Annotated in this window: 14 protein-coding genes and 1 pseudogene; 8 read left to right on the forward strand and 7 right to left on the reverse strand. The window is 70.4% G+C overall.

Annotated elements, in window-relative coordinates; genetic code table 11:
• The first annotated feature begins 4 nt into the window (after nucleotides 1–4).
• The 7 genes and pseudogenes from FSY98_RS08315 (at nucleotide 5) to FSY98_RS16680 (ending at nucleotide 6,778) form a co-directional block, all read left to right on the forward strand.
• Nucleotides 5–2,947: a Na+/H+ antiporter subunit A gene (locus FSY98_RS08315; protein WP_144875669.1), complete on the forward strand. Its 2,943-nt coding sequence runs from the start codon at nucleotides 5–7 to the stop codon at nucleotides 2,945–2,947.
• Nucleotides 2,947–3,477 (forward strand): annotated as a pseudogene (locus tag FSY98_RS08320) (Na(+)/H(+) antiporter subunit C); the annotation flags it as partial. The gene FSY98_RS08315 and the pseudogene FSY98_RS08320, both read left to right, overlap by 1 nt.
• Nucleotides 3,478–3,725: 248 nt before the next feature.
• Nucleotides 3,726–5,279 (forward strand): Na+/H+ antiporter subunit D, encoded by a 1,554-nt coding sequence (locus FSY98_RS08325; RefSeq protein ID WP_144875671.1) that lies wholly within the window; start codon nucleotides 3,726–3,728, stop codon nucleotides 5,277–5,279.
• Nucleotides 5,276–5,854 carry a Na+/H+ antiporter subunit E gene (locus tag FSY98_RS08330; RefSeq protein WP_144875673.1) on the forward strand — a complete coding sequence of 193 codons (579 nt, stop codon included), beginning with the start codon at nucleotides 5,276–5,278 and terminating at the stop codon, nucleotides 5,852–5,854. The genes FSY98_RS08325 and FSY98_RS08330 overlap by 4 nt, the downstream gene beginning before the upstream one ends.
• Complete coding sequence (locus FSY98_RS08335; RefSeq protein WP_144875675.1) at nucleotides 5,851–6,120, forward strand: monovalent cation/H+ antiporter complex subunit F; 270 nt, start codon at nucleotides 5,851–5,853, stop codon at nucleotides 6,118–6,120. The genes FSY98_RS08330 and FSY98_RS08335 overlap by 4 nt, the downstream gene beginning before the upstream one ends.
• Nucleotides 6,117–6,506, forward strand: coding sequence for a monovalent cation/H(+) antiporter subunit G (gene mnhG, locus FSY98_RS08340; protein ID WP_144875677.1), 390 nt, complete (start codon nucleotides 6,117–6,119; stop codon nucleotides 6,504–6,506). Before FSY98_RS08335 ends, mnhG begins: the two co-directional genes overlap by 4 nt.
• 104 nt (nucleotides 6,507–6,610) lie before the next feature.
• Entirely contained in the window at nucleotides 6,611–6,778 is a 168-nt protein-coding gene (locus FSY98_RS16680) for a hypothetical protein (RefSeq protein WP_186307586.1), read from the forward strand.
• On the opposite strand, the gene FSY98_RS08345 is transcribed toward FSY98_RS16680, so the two are convergent.
• Nucleotides 6,779–7,540, reverse strand: a complete 762-nt coding sequence (locus FSY98_RS08345) for an alpha/beta fold hydrolase (protein ID WP_144875679.1) — start codon at nucleotides 7,538–7,540, stop codon at nucleotides 6,779–6,781.
• Nucleotides 7,541–7,622: 82 nt separating this feature from the next.
• Here FSY98_RS08345 and FSY98_RS08350 point away from each other — a divergent pair, with 82 nt between their 5' ends.
• On the forward strand, nucleotides 7,623–8,966 hold the full coding sequence (locus tag FSY98_RS08350; protein ID WP_260857322.1) for an MFS transporter: 1,344 nt from the start codon (nucleotides 7,623–7,625) through the stop codon (nucleotides 8,964–8,966).
• A gap of 42 nt (nucleotides 8,967–9,008) precedes the next feature.
• On the opposite strand, the gene FSY98_RS08355 is transcribed toward FSY98_RS08350, so the two are convergent.
• The 6 genes from FSY98_RS08355 to FSY98_RS08380 all read right to left on the reverse strand — a co-directional run bounded on the left by FSY98_RS08355 (nucleotide 9,009) and on the right by FSY98_RS08380 (nucleotide 20,340).
• A complete protein-coding gene (locus FSY98_RS08355; RefSeq protein WP_260857323.1) occupies nucleotides 9,009–11,660 on the reverse strand; it encodes a penicillin acylase family protein in 2,652 nt (883 codons plus the stop codon).
• A gap of 175 nt (nucleotides 11,661–11,835) precedes the next feature.
• Nucleotides 11,836–13,671: a YhgE/Pip family protein gene (locus FSY98_RS08360; protein WP_144875683.1), complete on the reverse strand. Its 1,836-nt coding sequence runs from the start codon at nucleotides 13,669–13,671 to the stop codon at nucleotides 11,836–11,838.
• Nucleotides 13,668–14,420, reverse strand: coding sequence for a hypothetical protein (locus FSY98_RS08365; RefSeq protein WP_186307587.1), 753 nt, complete (start codon nucleotides 14,418–14,420; stop codon nucleotides 13,668–13,670). Before FSY98_RS08365 ends, FSY98_RS08360 begins: the two co-directional genes overlap by 4 nt.
• Nucleotides 14,417–15,046 (reverse strand): TetR/AcrR family transcriptional regulator, encoded by a 630-nt coding sequence (locus tag FSY98_RS08370; RefSeq protein ID WP_144875685.1) that lies wholly within the window; start codon nucleotides 15,044–15,046, stop codon nucleotides 14,417–14,419. The genes FSY98_RS08365 and FSY98_RS08370 overlap by 4 nt, the downstream gene beginning before the upstream one ends.
• A 143-nt stretch (nucleotides 15,047–15,189) precedes the next feature.
• The gene (locus FSY98_RS08375; protein ID WP_144875687.1) at nucleotides 15,190–16,869 is read right to left on the reverse strand and encodes an Ig-like domain-containing protein; all 1,680 of its coding nucleotides are present in this window, start codon (nucleotides 16,867–16,869) and stop codon (nucleotides 15,190–15,192) included.
• Entirely contained in the window at nucleotides 16,870–20,340 is a 3,471-nt protein-coding gene (locus FSY98_RS08380; protein WP_144875689.1) for an Ig-like domain-containing protein, read from the reverse strand.
• Nucleotides 20,341–20,401: the final 61 nt, after the last annotated feature.

Raw genomic sequence — 20,401 nt, forward strand, 5'->3', positions numbered from 1 at the left:
GCTTATGCTGACGCTCCTCGCTGTGTTCCTTCTCGGGTCGCTGCTGATGCCCGTCCTGGTGCGCTGGCTGGGGGCTCAGGCCTTCGCGGTCGCGGCACTCATTCCGGCAGCGGCATTCATCCACGCGCTCGTGCTCACACCGCAGGTGCTCGACGGCCCGGCGCCGTTCGTCTCGGTGCCGTGGATCCCGCAGCTGGGGCTCGACCTGTCGATGCACATGGACGTCCTCGGCTGGGTGCTGACGCTCATCGTCACCGGCGTCGGCGCGCTCGTGCTGCTGTACTGCCGGTGGTACTTCCACGACGACTCCGCGGGGATCGGCCAGTTCTCGGCCGTGCTGCTCGGCTTCGCCGGCGCGATGTACGGCCTCGTGCTCACCGACGACCTCGTGATGCTCGTCATGTTCTGGGAGGTCACGAGCATCCTCTCGTACCTCCTCATCGGCCACTACCGCCGCCGCGCCGCCAGCCGTCGAGCCGCCCTGCAGGCGCTGCTCGTGACGACCCTCGGCGGACTCGTGATGTTCATCGGCGTCGTGATGCTGGTGGTCGACGCAGGGACCGGCAGCATCCGCGAGATCCTCGAGCTCGCCCCCACCGGCCCGATGGTCGATGCCGCGATCGTGATGCTCCTCGTCGGCGCGATCAGCAAGTCGGCGATCTTCCCCTTCCACTTCTGGCTGCCGGGAGCGATGGCGGCGCCGACGCCCGTGAGCGCCTACCTGCACGCTGCCGCCATGGTGAAGGCCGGCATCTACCTCATCGCCCGGTTCGCGCCGATCTTCGCGTTCAGCGGTCCGTGGCGGCCGATCATCATCTCGCTCGGCATCGTCACCATGCTGCTCGGCGGATTCCAGGCGCTGCGCGAGACCGACCTCAAGCGCATCCTCGCGTTCGGCACCGTCAGCCAGCTGGGCTTCTTCGCGGTCGTGGTCGGCTACGGCACCCAGGCGAGCGCCCTCGCCGGGCTCGCACTCGTCATCGGCCACGCCCTCTTCAAGTCGGCGCTGTTCCTCATCGTCGGCGTCATCGACCGCCAGCTGTCGACCCGAGACATCACGGAACTCAGCGGCGTCGGGCGTCAGGCGCCGGTCATGGCGACGGCGGCGTTCATCTCCGTCGCCTCGATGGCCGGTATCGCGCCGACGGTCGGATTCGTCGCGAAGGAGTCGACTCTCACGGCCCTGCTCGACGATGCGATCGGGGGCTCGCCCTGGGGTCTCGTCGCGATCATCGGCGTGAGCCTCGGTTCCATGCTGACAGCGGCATACGGCATCCGCTTCCTCTGGGGTGCCTTCTGGAGCAAGCGCGACGCCATGGGCGACCGCCTGCCCGACACGGCGTGGCCGGACCCGCCCGTGGGATTCCTGTCGGCGCCGATCATCCTCGCCGGGGTCACCCTGGCCGCGGGCATCGGTGCACCCGCGATCGACAAGGCGCTGCAGGGCTACGCGCTCACCGCGACCCCCGGACTCGACCACGCCGGCGAGGCGGTGGAAGGCCCCGGCCACCTCGCGCTGTGGCATGGTTTCGAGCCGGCGCTCGGCATCTCGATCCTCACCGTGCTGCTGGGCGCGGCGCTGTTCCTCGTGACCGTGCGCTCTGGCTGGGACCGCAAGTCCCGGGTGCTGCCCTTCACGGCGGCCGACGTCTACTACCTCGTGGTGCGCGGAGTCGACCGCCTCTCGGTGCTCAGCACGACCCTCACCCAGCGGGGCTCGCTGCCGGTGTACGTCGGCACCATCTTCGTGGTGTTCGTCGCCGCCGAGATCACCGCGCTGCTCGCCAGCGACATCGACCGCTTCCAGCTCTCCGCGTGGCACACACCGGTGCAGATCGTCGTCGCCCCGCTCATGGCCATCGCCGGCGTGATCGCGGTTCGTGCGCAGAAGCGCTACACGGGCGTGGTGCTCGTCTCGGTCACGGGTCTCGGCATGGTCGTCCTCTTCGCGACGAGCGGCGCTCCAGACCTCGCGCTCACCCAGATCCTCGTCGAGACCGTCACGCTCGTGACGTTTGCCCTCGTGCTGCGGCGTCTGCCCGCGCGTCTCGGCGAGCACAACGCCTCGGTCGGCCGCATCCCGAGGGCGCTCCTCGCGATCGGCACCGGTCTGACGATGGCGTGGGTCGCGATCGTGGCGACGCAGTCGCGGGTGGCTGAGCCCATCTCCGAGATGTTCCCGAAGCTCGCGTACGAGATCGGCCACGGCAAGAACGTCGTCAACGTCGCGCTCGTCGACCTCCGCGGCTGGGACACGATGGGCGAGCTCTCGGTTCTCGTGCTCGCCGCGACCGGCGTCGCCTCGCTCGTGTTCGTCACGCACCGGGCCGACATGCTCGCCTCGACCAAGACGCTCCCCAAGGCGAAGCGCCGCCGCACGCTGAGCCGCCCGCTGGTCGAGACGACCGACGGCATCCGCTTCCAGACCTCCGAGAACGAGAGCAGCCCTCGGGCGTGGCTCGTCGGCGGACAGAAGATGAAGCCCGAGAACAGGTCGATCCTGCTCGAGGTCATCGTCCGCATCCTCTTCCACACGATCATCGTGGTGTCGATCTTCCTGCTGTTCGCCGGCCACAACCTCCCGGGCGGAGGGTTCGCCGGCGGACTCGTCGCGGGCATGGCCCTCGTGATGCGCTACATCGCCGGCGGGCGCTGGGAGCTCGGGGCCGCTGCCCCCACGGATGCCGGACGCCTGCTCGGCGCGGGGCTCATCCTCGCGGTCGGCGCCGCCGTCGTGCCCCTCTTCTTCGGCCAGGCGCCGCTCACCAGCACGTTCTGGGAGTGGGAGGTGCCCGGAATCGGTCACATGGAGTTCGTCACCTCGACGATCTTCGACGTGGGCGTGTACCTCGTCGTCATCGGTCTGGTGCTCGACGTGCTCCGCAGCCTGGGTGCCGAGGTCGACCGCCAGACGCAGGAGCTGCGCGAGCGGGGGGTGACGCTCTGATGGACGTCTCGATCACCCTCATCGCCATCATGGCCGTGCTCTTCGCGTGCGGCGTGTACGCGATGCTCGAGCGCAGCCTGACCCGCGTGCTCATCGGCTTCCTCCTGCTGGGCAACGCCACGAATCTGCTGCTCCTCATCGTCATGGGCGTCCCCGGACGCGCGCCGTTCTACGACGCGGACGGCGATGTGAGCGACCCGCTGCCGCAAGCGCTGACGCTCACCGCCATCGTCATCACTTTCGCCGTCTCGGCCTTCCTGCTCGCCCTCATCTACCGCTCCTGGCAGCTCGGCCAGGCCGACACCGTCGAGGACGACGAGGCCGACATCGCGCTCCGCGAGCGCACCGACGCCGACGAAGACCTCATGGACGACGAGGCCGACAACGACGGCGACGATGCGACGACCGACTTCGTGGGCGTGCAGACCTCGCCGATCACCGTGCTGCACATGCGCGACAACGCGGCGATCCACGACGACGCCCCCGTCGATCGCCCGAGCTCGTGGTCGCCGGATGACCGCGACGTCGACGGCCGTGCCGACGCGGAGCACGCCGACGACGACGAGGCGGACGACGCGGATGCCGCGGCATCCGTCATGACCGACGAATCCGCTCCCCCCGACGACGCGGACGGCTCCTCCGACTTCCGGACCGACGCCGACACCCACGCCTCCGACGCCCATGAGACGGATGCCGCCGATGCGGCGCGGGACACGGCGTCCGACACGGCATCCGACGACAACGCACCCGAACACCGAGAAGACGGGGAGGGCAGCCGATGACCGCACTCGTCCCCCTTCTCGTCGCCCTGCCGCTGCTGGGTGCCGCCGTCACGCTGATGTTCGGCCGCAACGCCCGCCTGCAGGTGTTCGTGACGGTCGCGACGCTCGCCATCGTCTCGGTGATCGCCGCCATCCTGCTGGTCGTGGTCGATGCCGGGACCCCGCTCGCCGTCTCGGTCGGCGGCTGGCCGGTGCCGTTCGGCATCGTGCTCTACGTCGACCGGCTCGCCGCCCTGCTCGTGCTCATCTCGAGCATCGTGCTGCTCGCGGTCCTCCTCTTCTCGATCGGTCAGGGTGCAGCCGACGGTACGGACGAGACGCCCATCTCGATCTTCAACCCCTCGTACCTGATCCTCGCGGCCGGCATCTTCAACGCCTTCATCGCCGGCGACCTCTTCAACCTCTACGTCGGCTTCGAGATCCTGCTCGTCGCCTCGTACGTGCTCATCACGCTCGGCAGCACCGAGTCGCGCATCCGCACCGGCGCCGTCTACATCGTCGTCTCGCTCGTCTCGTCGATCCTGTTCCTCGCGTCGATCGCGATGATCTACGGCGCCCTCGGCACCGTGAACATGGCGCAGATCGCCGAGCGGATGACCGAGCTGCCGCAGGAGACGCAGCTCGTGCTGCACCTCATGCTCGTCGTGGCGTTCGGCATCAAGGCGGCCATCTTCCCCGTGTCGTTCTGGCTGCCCGACTCCTACCCGACCGCGCCGGCACCGGTCACCGCCGTCTTCGCCGGCCTGCTCACGAAGGTCGGCGTGTACGCGCTGATCCGCACCGAGACGCAGCTGTTCGCCGACAACAGCATCGACACGCTGCTGCTCATCATCGCGCTGGCGACCATGATCGTCGGAGTGCTCGGCGCGGTGGCGCAGGCCGAGCTCAAACGGATCCTCTCGTTCACCCTCGTCAGCCACGTCGGCTACATGATCTTCGGTCTCGCGATCGCGACGCCCGCGGCGATCGGGGCGACGGTGTACTACATCGTCCACCACATCGTCGTGCAGACGACGCTGTTCCTCGCGGTGGGGCTGATCGAGCGCCGCGCGGGGAGCACGTCGATCCTGCGCGTGAAGGGGCTGCTCAAAGTGGCGCCGGTGATCGCCGTGCTCTACTTCATCCCCGCGATCAACCTCGGCGGGCTCCCGCCCTTCTCGGGTTTCATCGGCAAGTTCGCGCTCTTCGAGGCGGCCGCCTCGGTCGGCACCCCGCTGATGATCGTGCTGATCGTCGGCGGCATCGTCACCTCGCTCCTCACCCTGTACGCCCTCATGCGCGCCTGGAACCTCGCCTTCTGGCGCGAAGAAGAGGACTCCACCGAGACCGAGGGCCGCATCTCGTACCTCGGCAATGCACCTGCTGCGGATGAGCAGCAGGAGCGCCGCCGCATCCCGAAGATCATGACCGTCGCGACCGCCGGCATGGTCGGCGTCACCGTTGCGCTGACGGTGTTCGCCGGTCCGCTCTACGCGCTCTGCGACCGCATCGGGGCCGGACTCCTCGAGCCGGTCAACCTCGTGCAGCTGGAAGACGAGGTGGAGGGATGAGCAAGGAGACCGGGCGTCACATCTGGCGCGACATCGGCGTGCAGCTGCCGTTCCTCGCGTGGCTCGTCGTGCTCTGGATGCTGTTGTGGAGCCAGTTCACGGTGCTGGCTTTCCTCTCGGGGCTCGTGGTCGCCGTGTTCGTCACCCGGGTGTTCCGGCTGCCGACGGTCGAGCTCTCCGGCCGGATCAACCTCTGGTACGGCGCCCTGTTCGTGGTGCAGTTCCTGTTCGCGATGATCCGGGGCGGGCTCGCCGTGACGATGCAGGTTTTCGACCTCCGTCGTCAGCCTGGGGCGGCGATCATCGCGGTGCCGCTGAGGTACGCCGACGACCTGATGATGACCCACGTCTCGGTGGTGTCGTCACTGATCCCCGGATCGCTGATCGTCGAGGCCGACCGCGACCGGCAGATCCTGTATCTGCACGTGATCGGCGTGCGGTCGCACGACGACGTCGAGAAGCAGCGCGAGGGCGTGCTGCGCTGGGAGCGTCGCATCGTTCGCGCGCTCGGGGCGCCGTCGCAGTTCCGCGCCCTCAAGGCCGACGAGCGCGCGGCGAAGGGCGGTGCGCGATGAACATCCTGCTCCTGATCGTCATGGTCGTGTTCGGCATCGCAGCGATCCTCACGATCGTGCGGATCGTACGCGGGCCGTCGATCCTCGACCGCGCCGTGGCCTCCGACGTGCTCCTCACCGAGGTCATGTGCGTGCTCGGGGCCGAGATGGCCATCAACGGGCACACCCGCACCATCCCGGTGATGCTGATCATCGCAGCGATCGGGGTCTTCGGCTCGATCGCGGTCGCCCGGTTCGTCGCGAGAAGGGACAACACGACCCCATGAACGTGTTCGAACTCCGGCTCCCCGACGCGGTCGTCGATGTGACGGTCCTCGTGCTCATCCTGCTCGGGGCGATCCTGTGCCTCTCGGCCGCGGTCGGCCTGCTGCGGTTCCGCGACGTGCCGTCGCGACTGCACGCGGCGACCAAGCCGCAGGTGCTCGGGCTCGTGCTCATCTGCCTCTCGATCGCGGTGTCGATGGGAACGGTCGGCGGCATCCTCGTCGGCCTGCTCCTCGTCGCGCCGATCGTGCTCATGCAGTTCGCCACCGCTCCGCTGTCCGCCCACATGGTCGGGCGTCAGGCGTACCGCAACGGCACCACCGACGAGCGGAGCCTCATCGTCGACGAACTCGCCGAGTCGAAGCAGACGCCGCCCGCCGCGGGCTGACCCGGCGCCGCCCGCCGCCGCGGCGCGCGCTGACGTGCGTGCCGCGGACTGACACCTCGGATCTCGACAGGTCCGCCCGACCGGCGCTACGCTCGCCCGATGAGATGTTCCTGCTCATCGGCGCCGTGGTCACGGCCGTGTGGGTCGTCGTGCTGTATCGCGACGCGCCAAGGAAGGCACCGGCGGATGACGGCTTCGCTGTCGATCCCGCGCTCACGCACGCCGTGGACGAGCTCGCAGCCGAGCACACGCGGTTCAAGGGATACCCCTGATCAGAGGCGGTCGGCGAAGCCCTGGATGAGTTCCGCGGCCGGCTCGGAGTCGCTGATGAGCGTGCCGTGGCCGTGGTCGGGGATGACCCTCAGGTCGGCGCCGGGGATCTCATCGATGATCTCGCGGCACCAGCTCATCGGAGCGAGCGGATCGCTCTCCCCCCGCAGCACGAGCACGGGGCAGTCGATGCGGGCGAACGCCTTCTCGGGTTCGTGCACGATCGTGGCGCGCATCTTGCGGAACAGGTGGGGCCCGCCGCGCAGGTATTCGCGAGCCCCGCGCCAGATCACGAGAGGGCGCTCTCCGACGAGGTCGGTGAGCAGGTAGCTGGCCTGTGCGGCGATGTTGCGGGCGGCCTTGTTGACGGTGGGACCGGCGAGCACGACGCCCTCGACGAGATCGGGATGCCGGGCGGCGAGCTCCGCCGCGATCTGACTGCCCATCGAATGGCCGATCACGACGACGGGGCCCTCGCCGACGTGTCGGAGGTAGGCGGCGACGAGGTCGGCGTGGCGCTCCATGGTGAGCGTGCGGTCGGGTTCCGGCGCCTCGCCGAACCCGGGCAGGTCGAGGGCGATGACGCGCCCGCGCAGACGCTGCACCACGTCGAGGTAGACGCTGCGACCCATGCCGATGCCGTGCAGCAGCAGGAAGGTCGGACCGGCGTCGCCGAACGTCTCGGCGATGAGCGTCGCGCCGCCGTGCTCGAACTCGAGCAGCGTGACCGGCGTGCCCTTCGGAGCGAGATAACTGGATACCACTCGTCAACGGTAGTAGAGCCGTCGCTGCTCGGCGAAACCTGATCGCGAACGGAGGCGTCCGAGGCCCGTGTGAGGATGGAGGGTGACTTCGCACGACCCCGGACCCGACTCCGAGACCACGACGGTGCCGGAGGTCGGCCCTGCGGCGAAGCCCTCTCGCTTTTTCGCGCGGCTCGCGGCCGATCTCGACGACCCGGTGCTTCGCGCCCTGGTCACCGCGACGGCCGTCTCGCGCATCGGCCGCGGCGTGTTCTTCGCGGTCACAGTGCTCTTCTTCACGCAGATCATCGGGCTCTCCGCAGCCCAGGCGGCGGTCGTGCTCGCGGTGTCGAGCGGCTGCGGGGTGCTGGGTTCACTCCTCGGCGGCTGGACGGCCGATCGCTGGAGCGCACGCCGACTCGCGTTCGCTTTCGAAGCGCTGGGCGGGCTGCTGCTCGCTGCCTACGCCTTTGCGGGGGACTTCGTGTCAGCGCTCATCCTCGCCAGCGCGAGCGGCTTCCTCGACTCGACTGGTCACTCCGCGCGGTCGGCGATCATCGCCCGCGGCTTCGCACCCGAGCGCCGGGTGCACGCACGGGCGGTCCTCCGCACGGTCACCAACCTCTCGATCGCTGCGGGTTCGGGGCTCGGCGCCATCGCTCTCGCGCTGGGCACCCCCGAGGCCTACCGCATCGTGATCGCGAGCGGCGGTCTGCTCTGCGCGCTCGGATCCCTTCCGCTGCTGCGCCTGACCTCGGCGGTCGATGCGCCCAACCGCGCGGTCCACGACGTGCGCACCGAGACCGGCTCCATCGACATGGATGCCGCCGCGGCCGCGCGCCGCGACTGGACCCGCCGCTCGCCCTGGCGCGACCCTCGCTATCTGCTGCTCACCGTGTTGTCGGCCGTGTTCGGCATGCAGTTCGGGGTGGCGGAGTTCGGCATCCCGCTCTGGATCACCGGCTACACCGACGCCCCCGAGGTCGTGGTGTCGGTGCTGCTCATCGTCAACACCGCGCTCGTGGTGCTGTTCCAGGTGCGTGCCTCGCGGGGTACGCACGACGTGCGGGTCGCTGGCCGGGTGACCATGGTGGCCGGCTGGCTGATGGTCGCCGCCTGCATGATCTACGCCCTCGCTGCCGGGCTGCCCGCGTGGGTCGCGATCGTCGTGCTCGTCGTCGCGATGGTGGCGCACACATTCGCCGAGATCCTGTCGCAGGCCGGCGCGTGGGGCCTGAGCTTCGAACTCGCCGACCCCGTGCGCGCCGGTGCCTATCAGGGCGTCTTCGGCATGGGGTTCTCGCTCGGAGCACTCGCCTCGCCGATCATCGTCAACGCGACGGCCATCACCTACGGTCCAGTGGGGTGGGCGATGCTCGCCGCGATCTTCCTGGCCGCCGCGGTCGGCATCTGGATCATCGCTCGCCGCGCCGCGGCATCCGCCTGATCCGCCTGGGCTGCCACCCGCCCGGCGTCACCGGCGTGCCCCTCATCCCGCCGGGCGCAGCACGAGGGTGCGCTGCGTCGCGGCATCCACCGCCTCGGGCGAGAAGGCCCAGGGCCGCTGCACTCCCGCCGCCCAGTCCTCGGTCTGGTCGGTGTAGTGCTCGTCGAAGGCGTGCCCCGACGCACCGGTGAGGTGTATCCAGGTCGAGGCATCGAAGTCGGACAGGTCGACGACCATGCGCATCGACGGCACGGTCGTGGTGGCGTACGACTCGCCGAGTCGCCAGCCGGTCGCGTTCACGACCGACGCCCCGCCGCCCACGGCGTACGGCCCTCGGTTGAACAGCGCCTCGATGGGCGCGATGCCCGACGAGCCGAGGGTGTCGCTGGTGAGCGTGATGGCGTGCAGCGCACCCCAGTTCCACCCATCCACATCGGTGCCCTGCAGTCTTGACAGCTCGTCGTAGGCCTGCTCGGCCGACAGCGCGAGCATCTCGTCCCTGCCGTCGACGTCGATCGCCGAGTTCGTCCACAGTGGGTCGGCCGGGTCGTCGAGCAGGTCGCCGACCACGGTGAAGAGGCGGCCCTGACCGTCGGCGGGCAGCGGCTCATCGCGCTCGACGAAGAGGTTGCGCACGAGGTTCGACCAGAGCACGTTCGCGTAGGCCGCGGCAGCCGAGCCCGCCTCGTTCTGCGCGTCCCAGTCGCGCAGAAGGTCGACGGCATCCTCGATGCCCTCGCCGCTCACGTCGACCTCGTCCATCGCGCTCGCGAGCCGCTTGCCGATCCACATCTCGTTGTCCATCTGGATGTCGCGCATGTCCTCCGGGGTGAGCGGGCCGGCGGCCGCGCGGCGCTCGATGAGGTACGCGATGCGGGCGGCGCGGTAGCCGTAGTCCCAGTCGCGCGAGAGGAAGTACTGATAGTCGTCGGCGACGATGGCGTTGTTCGCGGTGACGATGTAGCCCGACGCGGGGTTGTAGGCGACCGGCAGTTCTTCGAAGGGGATGAAGCCCGTCCAGTCGTAGGCGCTGTCCCATCCGGGCTGCGGCATCCACCCGTCGCCCGCCCCGCGGATCGGCAGGCGGCCGGGGGTCTGGTAGCCGATGTTCCCCTCGGTGTCTGCATAGATGAGGTTCTGCGCCGGCACGTCGAAGAGCGATGCCGCGGCGCGGAAGCCTTCGAAGTCCTGCGCCGTCGACAGGGCGAAGATCGCGGTCGCCGTGGTGCCGGGGTCGAGCGCGGTCCACCGCAGGCTGACGGCGTATTCGGCACCCTCTCCCTCGGGGGCGGATGCTGTGGCGCCGCCCGCCGCGAGGCCGGGCCCCGGGTCCTCGGCGATGGCGGTGAAGTCGTCGACCAGCCCGGAGATGATGGGGCCGTGCCCGGTGGACCGGATGGTCAGCTCGATGTCGTCGCCGCCCGCGACGCGGATGGTCTCGGTGCGCTCGTCGAGCGGCACGAGCACGCCGTCTCGCCAATACTGGTCGCCCTCGAGGCGCTCGACATACAGGTCGGTGACGTCGGTGGTGAGGTTGGTGAACCCCCAGGCGACGTGCTGGTTGTGGCCGATCACGATGCCGGGGAGCCCCGAGAACGAGAAACCCCCGACGTCGAACGGGCACTCCTCCGACACCTCCGCGCACCGCAGCTGCACCTGATACCAGACCGACGGCAGCGAGGCGCCGAGGTGCGGGTCGTTGGCGAGCAGCGGCATCCCGCTCCCGGTGAGGTCGCCGGAGACGACCCAGGAGTTCGAGCCGATGCCCTCGCCCACATCCCCGACGAGCAGGCTCGCCGCCTCGATCACGTCGGAGGCCGCGGTCCAGTCGACCGTCGTGATCGCCTGCTGCAGCTCGGGGTCGGCGGGCGAGGGGGAGAAGCCGGCCGGCTCCGCCCCCGTGTCGAGCACGGGCACCGTCGAGATGGTCGGCACGATGACCGGGTTCTCGTCGAACGGGTACGGCGGGTACAGCTGATCGAGGGTCGTGTCGAGCTGGGCGGCATCCGCTCCGCCGTCGGCGAGCCGCGCGCTGAGCAACGCGCGCTCGGTCTCGTCCTCGACGTTGCCGCGGAGGTCCCACGCCATCGCCTTCAGCCATGCCACAGAGTCGGCGGGCTCCCACGGCTCGGGGGCATAGTCGGGGTTCTGTATGCCGAGAACGGCATACTCGAGCGAGAGCTCGGAGCCTGAGCGTGCGGCGAGGTAGGCGTTGACGCCCTCGGCGTACGCCTCGTAGTACCCGAGGGTGACGGCGTCCATCTGCGCGACCTCCTCCTCCGCGACCTTGCGCCAGCCCAGCGTGCGCAGGAAGGCGTCGGTGCCCGCCTGCGATTCCCCGAACATCTCGGCGACGCGGCCCGCGGTGACGTGGCGGCGGAAGTCCATCTCGAAGAAGCGATCCTGCGCGTGCACGAAGCCCTGCGCGAAGAAGAGGTCGTGCGAGGAGTCGGCGGTGATGGTCGGCACCCCGCTCGCATCGCGCTGCACGGGCGCCTCGGCCTGAAGCCCGTCGAGGCTCAGTTCGCCGTCGGTCTGCGGGAAGGAGCGCTGGATGGTCCACGTCACGAAGAACGCCGCGGCCACGGCGATCACCACGATCGCTGCGGCCACGACGAAGGCGATCCTGCCCAGCCGCACAGCCCACGAACGGCGCGCAGGCTCCACGGCGGAAGCCCCATCAGTTGTCATCATCGAAAACTCTCTCGGGTGGCTCGACGGGACTCAGTCCCAGAGAGCCCCAGAGCGCGTCCCACGGACGCATCCTCGAATCCTACCCACAGAGCCGCTTTCGAATCGCCTGACTGGCAACTTCACGCCGGTCGACGTTGCAAGTCAAGCGACTCGAATCGCGGTCTCGCTTCCGGTGTCAGCCGATCAGGCTCGGCTGCAGATCGCGCAGCGTCCGGCGATGCGTCATCCGCGTCACGCCGACCGCCGCCAGCGCGAGCGCCCCGACCAGCCACATGCCGAGCACCGCGAGATCCCATCCGGCCCGCGACAGGTCGCCGCCGTACATGAGCTGCCGCATCGCGTCGACGACGTATCCGAGGGGGAGCACATGATGCAGGGCCGCCAGTGGCGCAGGCAGCGTCTGCCACGGGAACGTGCCGCCGGCCGTCACGAGCTGCAGCACCATGAGCACCAAGCCCATGAACTGGCCGACCGAACCGAGCCACACGTTCAGCGCGAGGATGATCGCCGCGAACGTCGCCGACGCCGCGATCAAGACCCCGAGCGTGCCGACCGGATTGTCGAACGTGAAGCCGAGGGTGATCGCGAGGATGCCCATGAGTCCGAGCATCTGCACAGCGCCGAGCGTGGCCGGGGTGAGCCACCCCGCGAGAGTCACCCTGATCGGCGAGTGCAGGGCGGTGACCGCGCGCCGCGAGATCGGCTTGACGATGAGGAACAGCGCGTAGATGCCGATCCACGCCGACAGGGCGGCGAAGAACGGCGCGAGGCCTGCGCCGTAGTCCTCGGCGGAGGCGACCTTGTCGCTCGACACCTTCACGGGGTCGGCGATCGTGTCGGCCTGCTTCTCGCGCAGTTCAGGGGTGGATGCCGGGATGCGCGCGACCCCGTCGGCGAGGCCGTCGCGCAGCTGGGCCGCGCCGTCGGACAGGGTCGACAGGCCGTCGCGCAGCTGCACGGCGCCGTCGTTCACCGCAGCAGCGCCGGTCGCCGCCGTGCTCGCGCCCTCGGAGAGCTGGGCTGCTCCGGATGCCACGGCGGCGGCGCCGTCGGCGAGCTGATCGACCTTGCCGACGGCGGTCTGCACGGTGGAGTTGCCCTGCTGCAGCCGCGTCGCGAGCGGATCGAGGGTCGAGAGCACCCGGTCGATCTCGTCCTGTGCGAGGCCCTGATCGGCGAGCAGCGTGGCGATGTCGGTGCGCACCTGCGGCAGCGCATCCGTCGCCTGCTGCACGACGGACCCTGCGCGATCGGCGACATCCGCAAGCTGACGGTTGCCGTCGCTCACCTGCTGAGCTCCTGCCGCGAGGGTGCTCGCGCCCGCAGCGAGCTGCGCCGTGCCTGACGAGAGCTGCGCGGTGCCGTCGGCGAGTGTGGCGCTGCCGGATGCCGCGGTCGTCGCGCCGTCGGCGAGCTGGCTGGCGCCGTCGACCGCTGTCACGAGGTTGTCCCGTACCTCACTGAGTCCGGTGAGCAGTCGCTCCGCCGCTTCGCTGCCGACCATCTCGGCGACCGAGCTGCGGATCTTCTCGACCGCCTGGGTGCCCATCGATGACGCGAGGTAGTTGTTGGCGTCGTTCGTCTCGAGGTCGATGCGCGCCTGGTGAGGGTCGTCGCCGGCGGCTGAGGTGAGCGCGGCCGAGAAGTCCGCAGGGATCGTCACGGTGAAGTCGACGGACCCGGTGCGCAGTGCCTCCGCGGCCTCGTCCTCGGTCATCCGCTGCCAGTCGAAGGCGTTGCCGTCGATGAGGTTGTCGGCGACTTCCTCGCCGTAGTTGACGGTGTCGTCGGTCTGCGCCGTCGCATCCGTGGTCGGTGCGGGAGCGCCCTCGTCGTCGACGACGAGGGCCACGGGCACCTCGGGGAACTTCGCGTACGGATCCTGGTTCGCCCACAGGTACAGGCCGCCGTAGAGGATTGGCACGCACACGAGCGCGACGAGCGCGATGATGCCCATCCTGCTCGCAGTGAGCCGCCGCAGTTCGGCGGCGATCATGGCGGGGACCTTCATCGCGCGTCCTCCTCATCTGCGGTATCGGATGCCGTGGGCTCGGCGTCGTGTGTGTCGTGGGGCGTTTCGTCTCGGTCGGCTTCGCCGTCGTCCCCCTCGGGATCCGTGCCCAGCGTCAGCGGCTCGATCGGGCCCGAGGCGTTCACAGCGTCGAACTCGTGCATCCGCTCCAGGGCCACGGCGGCGGAACCGCCGACGATCACGAGCATGGCGTAGCCGCGGTCGGCGAACTCCATCGCGATGCGCCACCAGCCGTCGGGGCTTCCGCCGTGGCGGTCGGGCGCCACGAGCACGATCGCCTGCGTGCCGTCGCGCAGTACCGCGAGTTCGCAGAGGATGCGGACGCGCGCCGCCGGATCGATGTTGCCGATCGGCACGGAGGCGAGCTCGCCGTACCCGAGCTGATTCAGCCAGCGGCGGGCGTGGAGCGGAGTGGCGCCGACACCCGCGAACATGAGCTCCTCGCCGACGACGCCCGCGAGGGCGATGTCGGGGTGCGGGTCGCTGACGTCGGGGGCGTCGACGAGCGCGACGGTGCGCCGCAGCATCCGGTTGTCGGTCGCGCCGTCGATCGTGACCCGCCCCGTCTCGGGGCGCATGCGCCCGCTGGCGATGAGGCCGAGAACGGTCGGGCGCTGCTCCGTCTCGGCGAGGGCGAAGCGCACCGCGCCGGTGTGGAACTCGAGGCTGGTCGTCGGCAGCGCCTGGCCGCTGCGTCCCTTGCTGACCTCGTGGAGTGCGATCTTCATGCGACGGGCTCCTCGCCCTCGATGATGTCGGGGTGTGCGCCGAGCAACTCGTCGGCATCCCGCCACGAGAGCCCGGCGATGCTGAGCAGCGTCCGGACCGCGAGGTTCGCCGCCCCGGTGCTGGTCGCGTCGGTGCGGGCCACGACTGTGCGAGCCACCTCTTCGATGAGGCGCGCGAGTGCCGGTGCGGCGATGTCGGTGCGGAAGCTGCCGTCGTCCTGCCCTCGGCGCACGAGCGCGGCGACCGTGCGACGCAGAGGTGCGAGGGCGGTGGCGGTGTGCTCGACGTGCGCCTCGTCGAGCGCGAGCGCGGCGGCGACCTGCACGTGCGCCGCTTCGCGCCAGAGTCGGGCCGCGAGGCGGGCGAGAGCGATGCGCGGATCGGCGTCGGCGACGGCGACGGACTCGGCGATGGAGTTGAAGCGCTGTGCGCCGGTGGAGATGAGCTCCCGGATCAGGGCGTCGCGGTCGTCGAAGTGCCCGTAGAGCGTACGGCGCGAGAGCCCGGCGCTGCGGGCGATGACGTCGATCGACGCGCGGGGGTCGTGAGCGAGCGCGGATCGGGCTGCATCGAGGATGCCGGCGCGGTTCTCGACCGAGTCGCGGCGAGGTGCACGGGTGGTCATGACTCCATAGTACTTTTCCTGCACATAAGTGTGCAAGATAACTCAGGGAACTCCCGGCATCGCGTGACGCGTGGTGCCGTCGGAGACGGGGCGCAGGAGCGGAGGGGCGGATGCCGCGGCATCCGCCCCTCCCTGTCATCGGGTCACACGTCGCCCCGTCGTCGCCGGAGGATCAGCACGGTCAGTCCGGCCAGCAGCAGCGCGAGCCCGCCGCCGATCGGAAGCCAGGGAACATCGGCTCCGGTGGCGGGGAGCCCGCCGCCGGCCTCATCGCCCGAGCGCCCCGGTGCCGGTGTCTCGCCGGGTTCCCCGGGCTCCGGTGCGCCGGCATCGCGCCCCGTCACCGTCACCACGACCCGAGCGGTCACGCGCACACCCGCGACGTCGGCGACCGAATACGTCACCGGGGTCGTCTGACCGCGGAAGTCGGGGAGCGGCGTGAACACGAGCTTCCCGTCGACCACCGTCCATGCTCCCTCGCCGGCGACCGTCACCCGGGGCACGAGCTCGCTGTCGGCGTCCACGAGCGCGAGGCTCGACGGATCGAGCGGCACGCCGCCCGCGGCCGAGTCGTTCGCCAGCACGTCGAGAACGATCGCGGTGCCCTGCACGGTGGTGGCGGAGTTGTCGCGGGCCACCGGGTCCGGACCCTGCACCGTGATCGCCAGGGTCGCCGTGCCCGTGTTGCCGAGGGAATCGGTCGCGCGGTAGACGACCGGCGTCGCCGCGCCGCGGAACTGCGGCTCGGGGGTGAAGGTGATCGCTCCCGTGCCGGGGTCGACGGTGTAGACGCCCTCTCCCGTCACCGTGAGGGTCTTTCCGCCTTCGCCGACGGTTCCCACGCTCTGCGCATCCGCCGGGAACACCACGGACGCGGGGTCGAGCGCCGCGCGATCGCCGCCGGCGTCGAGTCCGGCGAGGTCGTTCGCGAGCACGTCGACGGTGACGGCGACCCCCTGCGGGGTGCGGTCTTCGTCGTTCGCGAGCACGGGTCCCGGCTGTACGGTCACCACGATCGCCGCCGTCGCCGCAGTGCCGTTCGCGTCGCGGATCGTGTACCGCACGGGGCTGGTCGCTCCGCGGAATCCGTCAGCGGGGGTGAAGGTCACCGTGCCGTCATCGCCGAGGGCGAATACACCCTCGCCGACGATCTCGAGGGTGCTGCCGGCGTCGCGGATCTCCGCCCGAACCCCTGCGGGGATGCCGGACGCCTCGAAGATCAGGGAAGAGACCACGAGTGGCGCCGTCCGATCCCCGGCCTCGTCGTTCCCGACCAGGTCGAAGGTCACCGGGGTGCCGAACGGAGTGGTCGCCTGGTCGTCGGCCGCGGTCGGGGTGATCGGTGCGACCTCGATCGCGATGGTCGAGGACGCGTTGTTCCCGTTCGCATCCGTCGCGACGTAGGCGACCGGCGACGCAGCTCCCGTGAACGCCGGTTCCGGGCTGAACGTCACGTCGCCGTCCGCGGCGATCGCGTATCGGCCCTGCCCGGGGACGGTCAGCGTCTTGCCGTCGTCCGACACGAGCGATCCGGAGGGCTGTCGGTCCGTCGGGAACACCACGCTCGACGCGACCCACTCGCCCGTCGAGTCGTCGACGTCGCGCGACGGGGTGTCGTTGCGCAGGGGCGACACCGTCACGGCGCTCCCCTGGCGTGCGGTCTCCGCGTCGGCCGCGGCACGGGGGCCGGAGCGCACCGTCACCGCGACCTGCGCGAGAGCGGTGGTGCCGTTCTCGTCCTCGATGCGGTACGTCACCGCGGTGGTCGTTCCGACGAAGCCCGCCGCAGGCGTGAACGTCACCGACCCGTCGGCGGCGAGCACCTACGTGCCCTCGCCCGGGATCGTGAGTGTCTTCCCGTCGTCCGCGACCACCGCTCCGGCGGCCTGCCCGTCGGCCGGGAACACCGTGCGTTCCGCGACGAGCGGCGCGAGGTCGTCTCCCGCATCGTCGTTCGCAAGGAGATCGATCGAGACGGGGGTGTCGAACGGCGTCCGGGCCGTGTCATCGACCGCGACGGGTGTGACAGCCGTCACCGTGATCGTCACTGTCGCCGCGACGGTCGCGCCGAGCGAGTCCGTCACGGCGTAGGTCACCGGCTGGGCGGTACCGGTGAAAGCCGGTTCCGGGGTGAAGGTCACGACGCCCGTTGACGCATCGATCGCGTACACGCCCTCTCCCGGGACGGCGACGGTCTTGCCGCCGTCGCCCACCGTGCTGCCGTCCGGCTGTCCGACCGTCGGGAAGACGACGCTCGTCGCGAGCAGCTCCCCGGTGTCGCACCCGGCGGGGACTCCGGGTTCACCCGCGTCGCACGGAGCGCCGAGGTCGCTCGCAACGTCGTTCGCCAGCGGCTTCACCTGCACCGGCCGGCCCTGTCTCGTCGTCTCGGAGTCGGGGGCTGCGAGGGCCCCGCCTCCGACCGTCACCGTCACCCGGGCGAGAGCGCGAGTGCCGTTGGCGTCTCGCGCTTCGTACTCGACCGGGGCCGTGACCCCCTCGAAGCCGGGCGCCGGCTCGAAGCGGATGCGACCGTCGTCATCGATGCTCCACGATCCTTCCGGCGTCTCGAGAGCGGTGCCGTCGTCGGTGGCATCGGGAGAGGTGAACCGCACGGAGTCCGGCGCGAGGGGCACCGACGGGTCACCGGGGTTGTCATTCGCCAGCGGGTCGAGCTCGACAGGCACCTCCCCGGGGGTCTTGGCGGCGTCGTCGGTCAGGACCGGTGTGATCGGCCGCACCGTGACCGTGACGGTCGATGACGCGGTGTTGCCCGCCTGATCCTCGACCTCGTAGCCGATCGTCGAGGCGGCTCCGGTGAACTGCGGATCGGGATCGAAGGTCACCCGGCCATCGGCGGGGTCGACGGTGTAGACGCCCTCGCCCGCCACGCGCAGGCGGCGGCCGTCGCCCGACACCGCACTGCCCGACGGGAGGTCGGCGGTGACGAGCAGGCGCACCGTGGCCGGGTCGAACGCGCCCGCGGAGCCGTCGGCCCTGCGGCCGGGAGCGTCGTTGGGAAGGAGGGCGATCACCACATCGACGTTCTGGTCGGTGGCGCCGGTGTCGGCCGTGGCCGACGGTCCGGGGCGCACCGTCACCGTGACCGTCGAGGTGGCGGTCTGCCCGTTGTCGTCCGTGATGCGATACCCGACGGCCGGCGTCGTGCCCGTATATCCGTCTGCGGGGGTGAACGTGATCGAGCCGCTCTGCTCGACCGACCACGTTCCCTCGGGAGTCACGAGCCGGGTGCCGTCGGCCGTGGCGGCCGGGTCGGTGAACACGGTCTTCGTCGGGTCCAGCTCTCCGCCGGGGCCCGCAGCATCGTTGGCGACGACGTCGATCGTCACCGGAGTCGCGAACGGGGTGTCGGCCGCATCAGGAGTGGCAGTCGGCGCGACGGCCGTGACCGTGACGGTGATCGTCGATCCGGCGGGGTTGCCGACGGCATCCGTGAAGGAATAGGCGACCGGCTGCGCGGTGCCGAAGAAGGTCGGTTCGGGGGTGAACGTCACGACACCCGTCGTCGGGTCGATGACGTAGGCGCCCTCCCCGGGAACGGAGACCGAGCGGCCGTCGGCGCTCACCGAGGCTCCGGCCGGCTGCCCCGTCGGCGGGAAGGTGAGGGAGGCCGGGGGGATCGGTGCCGACGATCCGTCCACTTCTTCACCCGGGGTGTCGTTGGTCAGCGGCGCGATGTCGACGGGGGTCGCCTGCGTCGTGGTGGCCGTGTCGGCGGTCGCCGACGGTCCGGGGGCCACGGTCACGGTGGCGGTCGACGTCGCCGTCTGCCCGTTGTCGTCGGTGATGCGATACCCCACGGCGGGCGTCGTGCCCGAGTAGCCGGCTGCGGGCGCGAAGGTGATGCGGCCGTCCGCCCCGATCGTCCACCGCCCCTCCGCTGTGTCGAGCCGCGTGCCGCCGTCGGTGGCCGCGGGATCCGTGAACACCGTCAACTCAGGTCGGATCGCGCCCGTGCCCCGGGCGTCGTTCGCGGCGCCATCGAGCGTCACGGACGGCGTGCCGAAGGTCACGGATGCCGTGTCCGGCACGGCTGTCGGCGGGCGGAGCTCGTTCACGAAGGCGCAGACGACGGAGGAGCCGTCCGTGCCCGTGGCCACGGTGTAGGACGCGGAGTTCCCCGTGCCGGAGGCGACGACCCGCCCGAGGAGGTCTCGGCAGGACCACGTGGTCGTGTAGTCGCCGAGGTTCGTGTCGCCGTTCCCGACCTGCCGCACGGTGTACGTCTCGCCGGGCAGCACGACGCCCGGCTCGGTGCTCGACGACCCGTCAGGGTTGACCGAGCTCGGGCCGAAGTCCGGGCCGGTGCCGGCCGCGCCGTACGAGCCGCCCTCCACGATGAGTGTCGTCGAGTCGGCGGGGCGACGCTTGCCGTCGGGGAACGTCGAGGTGACCTCCACGGTCGAGGGGTTCGCGCAGGTCGCCAAGTCGTTCGAGGTCACGCCGGTCATCGTGATCGGGCTGCCGACGGTCGCTCCCGTGATCGGGTTCGCCTTCTGCACGCTCGTGCTGCCGCCGAGGTAGAGGTAGCCGTCCGAGGCGAAGGCGATGCCGTTGGTCGCCGCGGTGGTCGTACCGCGCGCGATCTCCGAAGAGGTCAGCGCTGCGCCCGTCGTCGTGCCGTCGCTGACGGTGGGCACTGCGCCGTCGACCACGTAGAGGGCGTAGGCAGTCGTGCTCGCCGCGACGACGTAGAGTCGGCCGGCCTTGTCGAACGCGATGTCGCCGTTCGCTCCGGGGCTGGCCGTGATGGATATGGACGCGACGGGGTTCGGTGACGCGGTGTCGGTCGCCGGGTCGAATGTGAAGACGCGCAGCGTGGGGCCCGAGAACGCTCCGTAGTAGAACAGGCCGTTCCTCGGATTCACGGCTCCGACGGTGCCCTGGGCGACTCCTGTCGGCTTCGGCTGCAGAGTCGTGGAGTCCGACGCCGCGACGTACTTCACCAGGTTCGTCGCGGTGCCGTAGAGGGCGCTGGCCCCCGCGGCGCCGATGCCGAGCTGATTCGTTCCCGTTCCCGCAGCCGGGATCGGGAACACGGGGCTGGCTCCCACGGTCCCGGAGGCGAGGTCGAGCGCGCGGACCGACTGGTCGCCGGAGTTCGTGAGATAGATCGTGCCGATGCACGAGAGTGCCGGTGCCGCGACGGCGGGCGCAGCGGGCACTCCGACCACGATGGCTGACGCGACGAGTGCGATCGTGGCGAGCCGCGCTCCGATGGCCCCTCGGCGGCGTCCGCCCTTTCGGTCGATGGTGACGTCGCTCGACTGCATGCTGTGGCTCCCCCGCGCTGTTTCCCGGTCATGGGACGGCACGCCCCAGCGGCTGAAACTA

This window comes from Microbacterium sp. 1.5R, from assembly GCF_007667425.1.
In the GTDB taxonomy this organism is placed as follows: Bacteria; Actinomycetota; Actinomycetes; order Actinomycetales; family Microbacteriaceae; genus Microbacterium.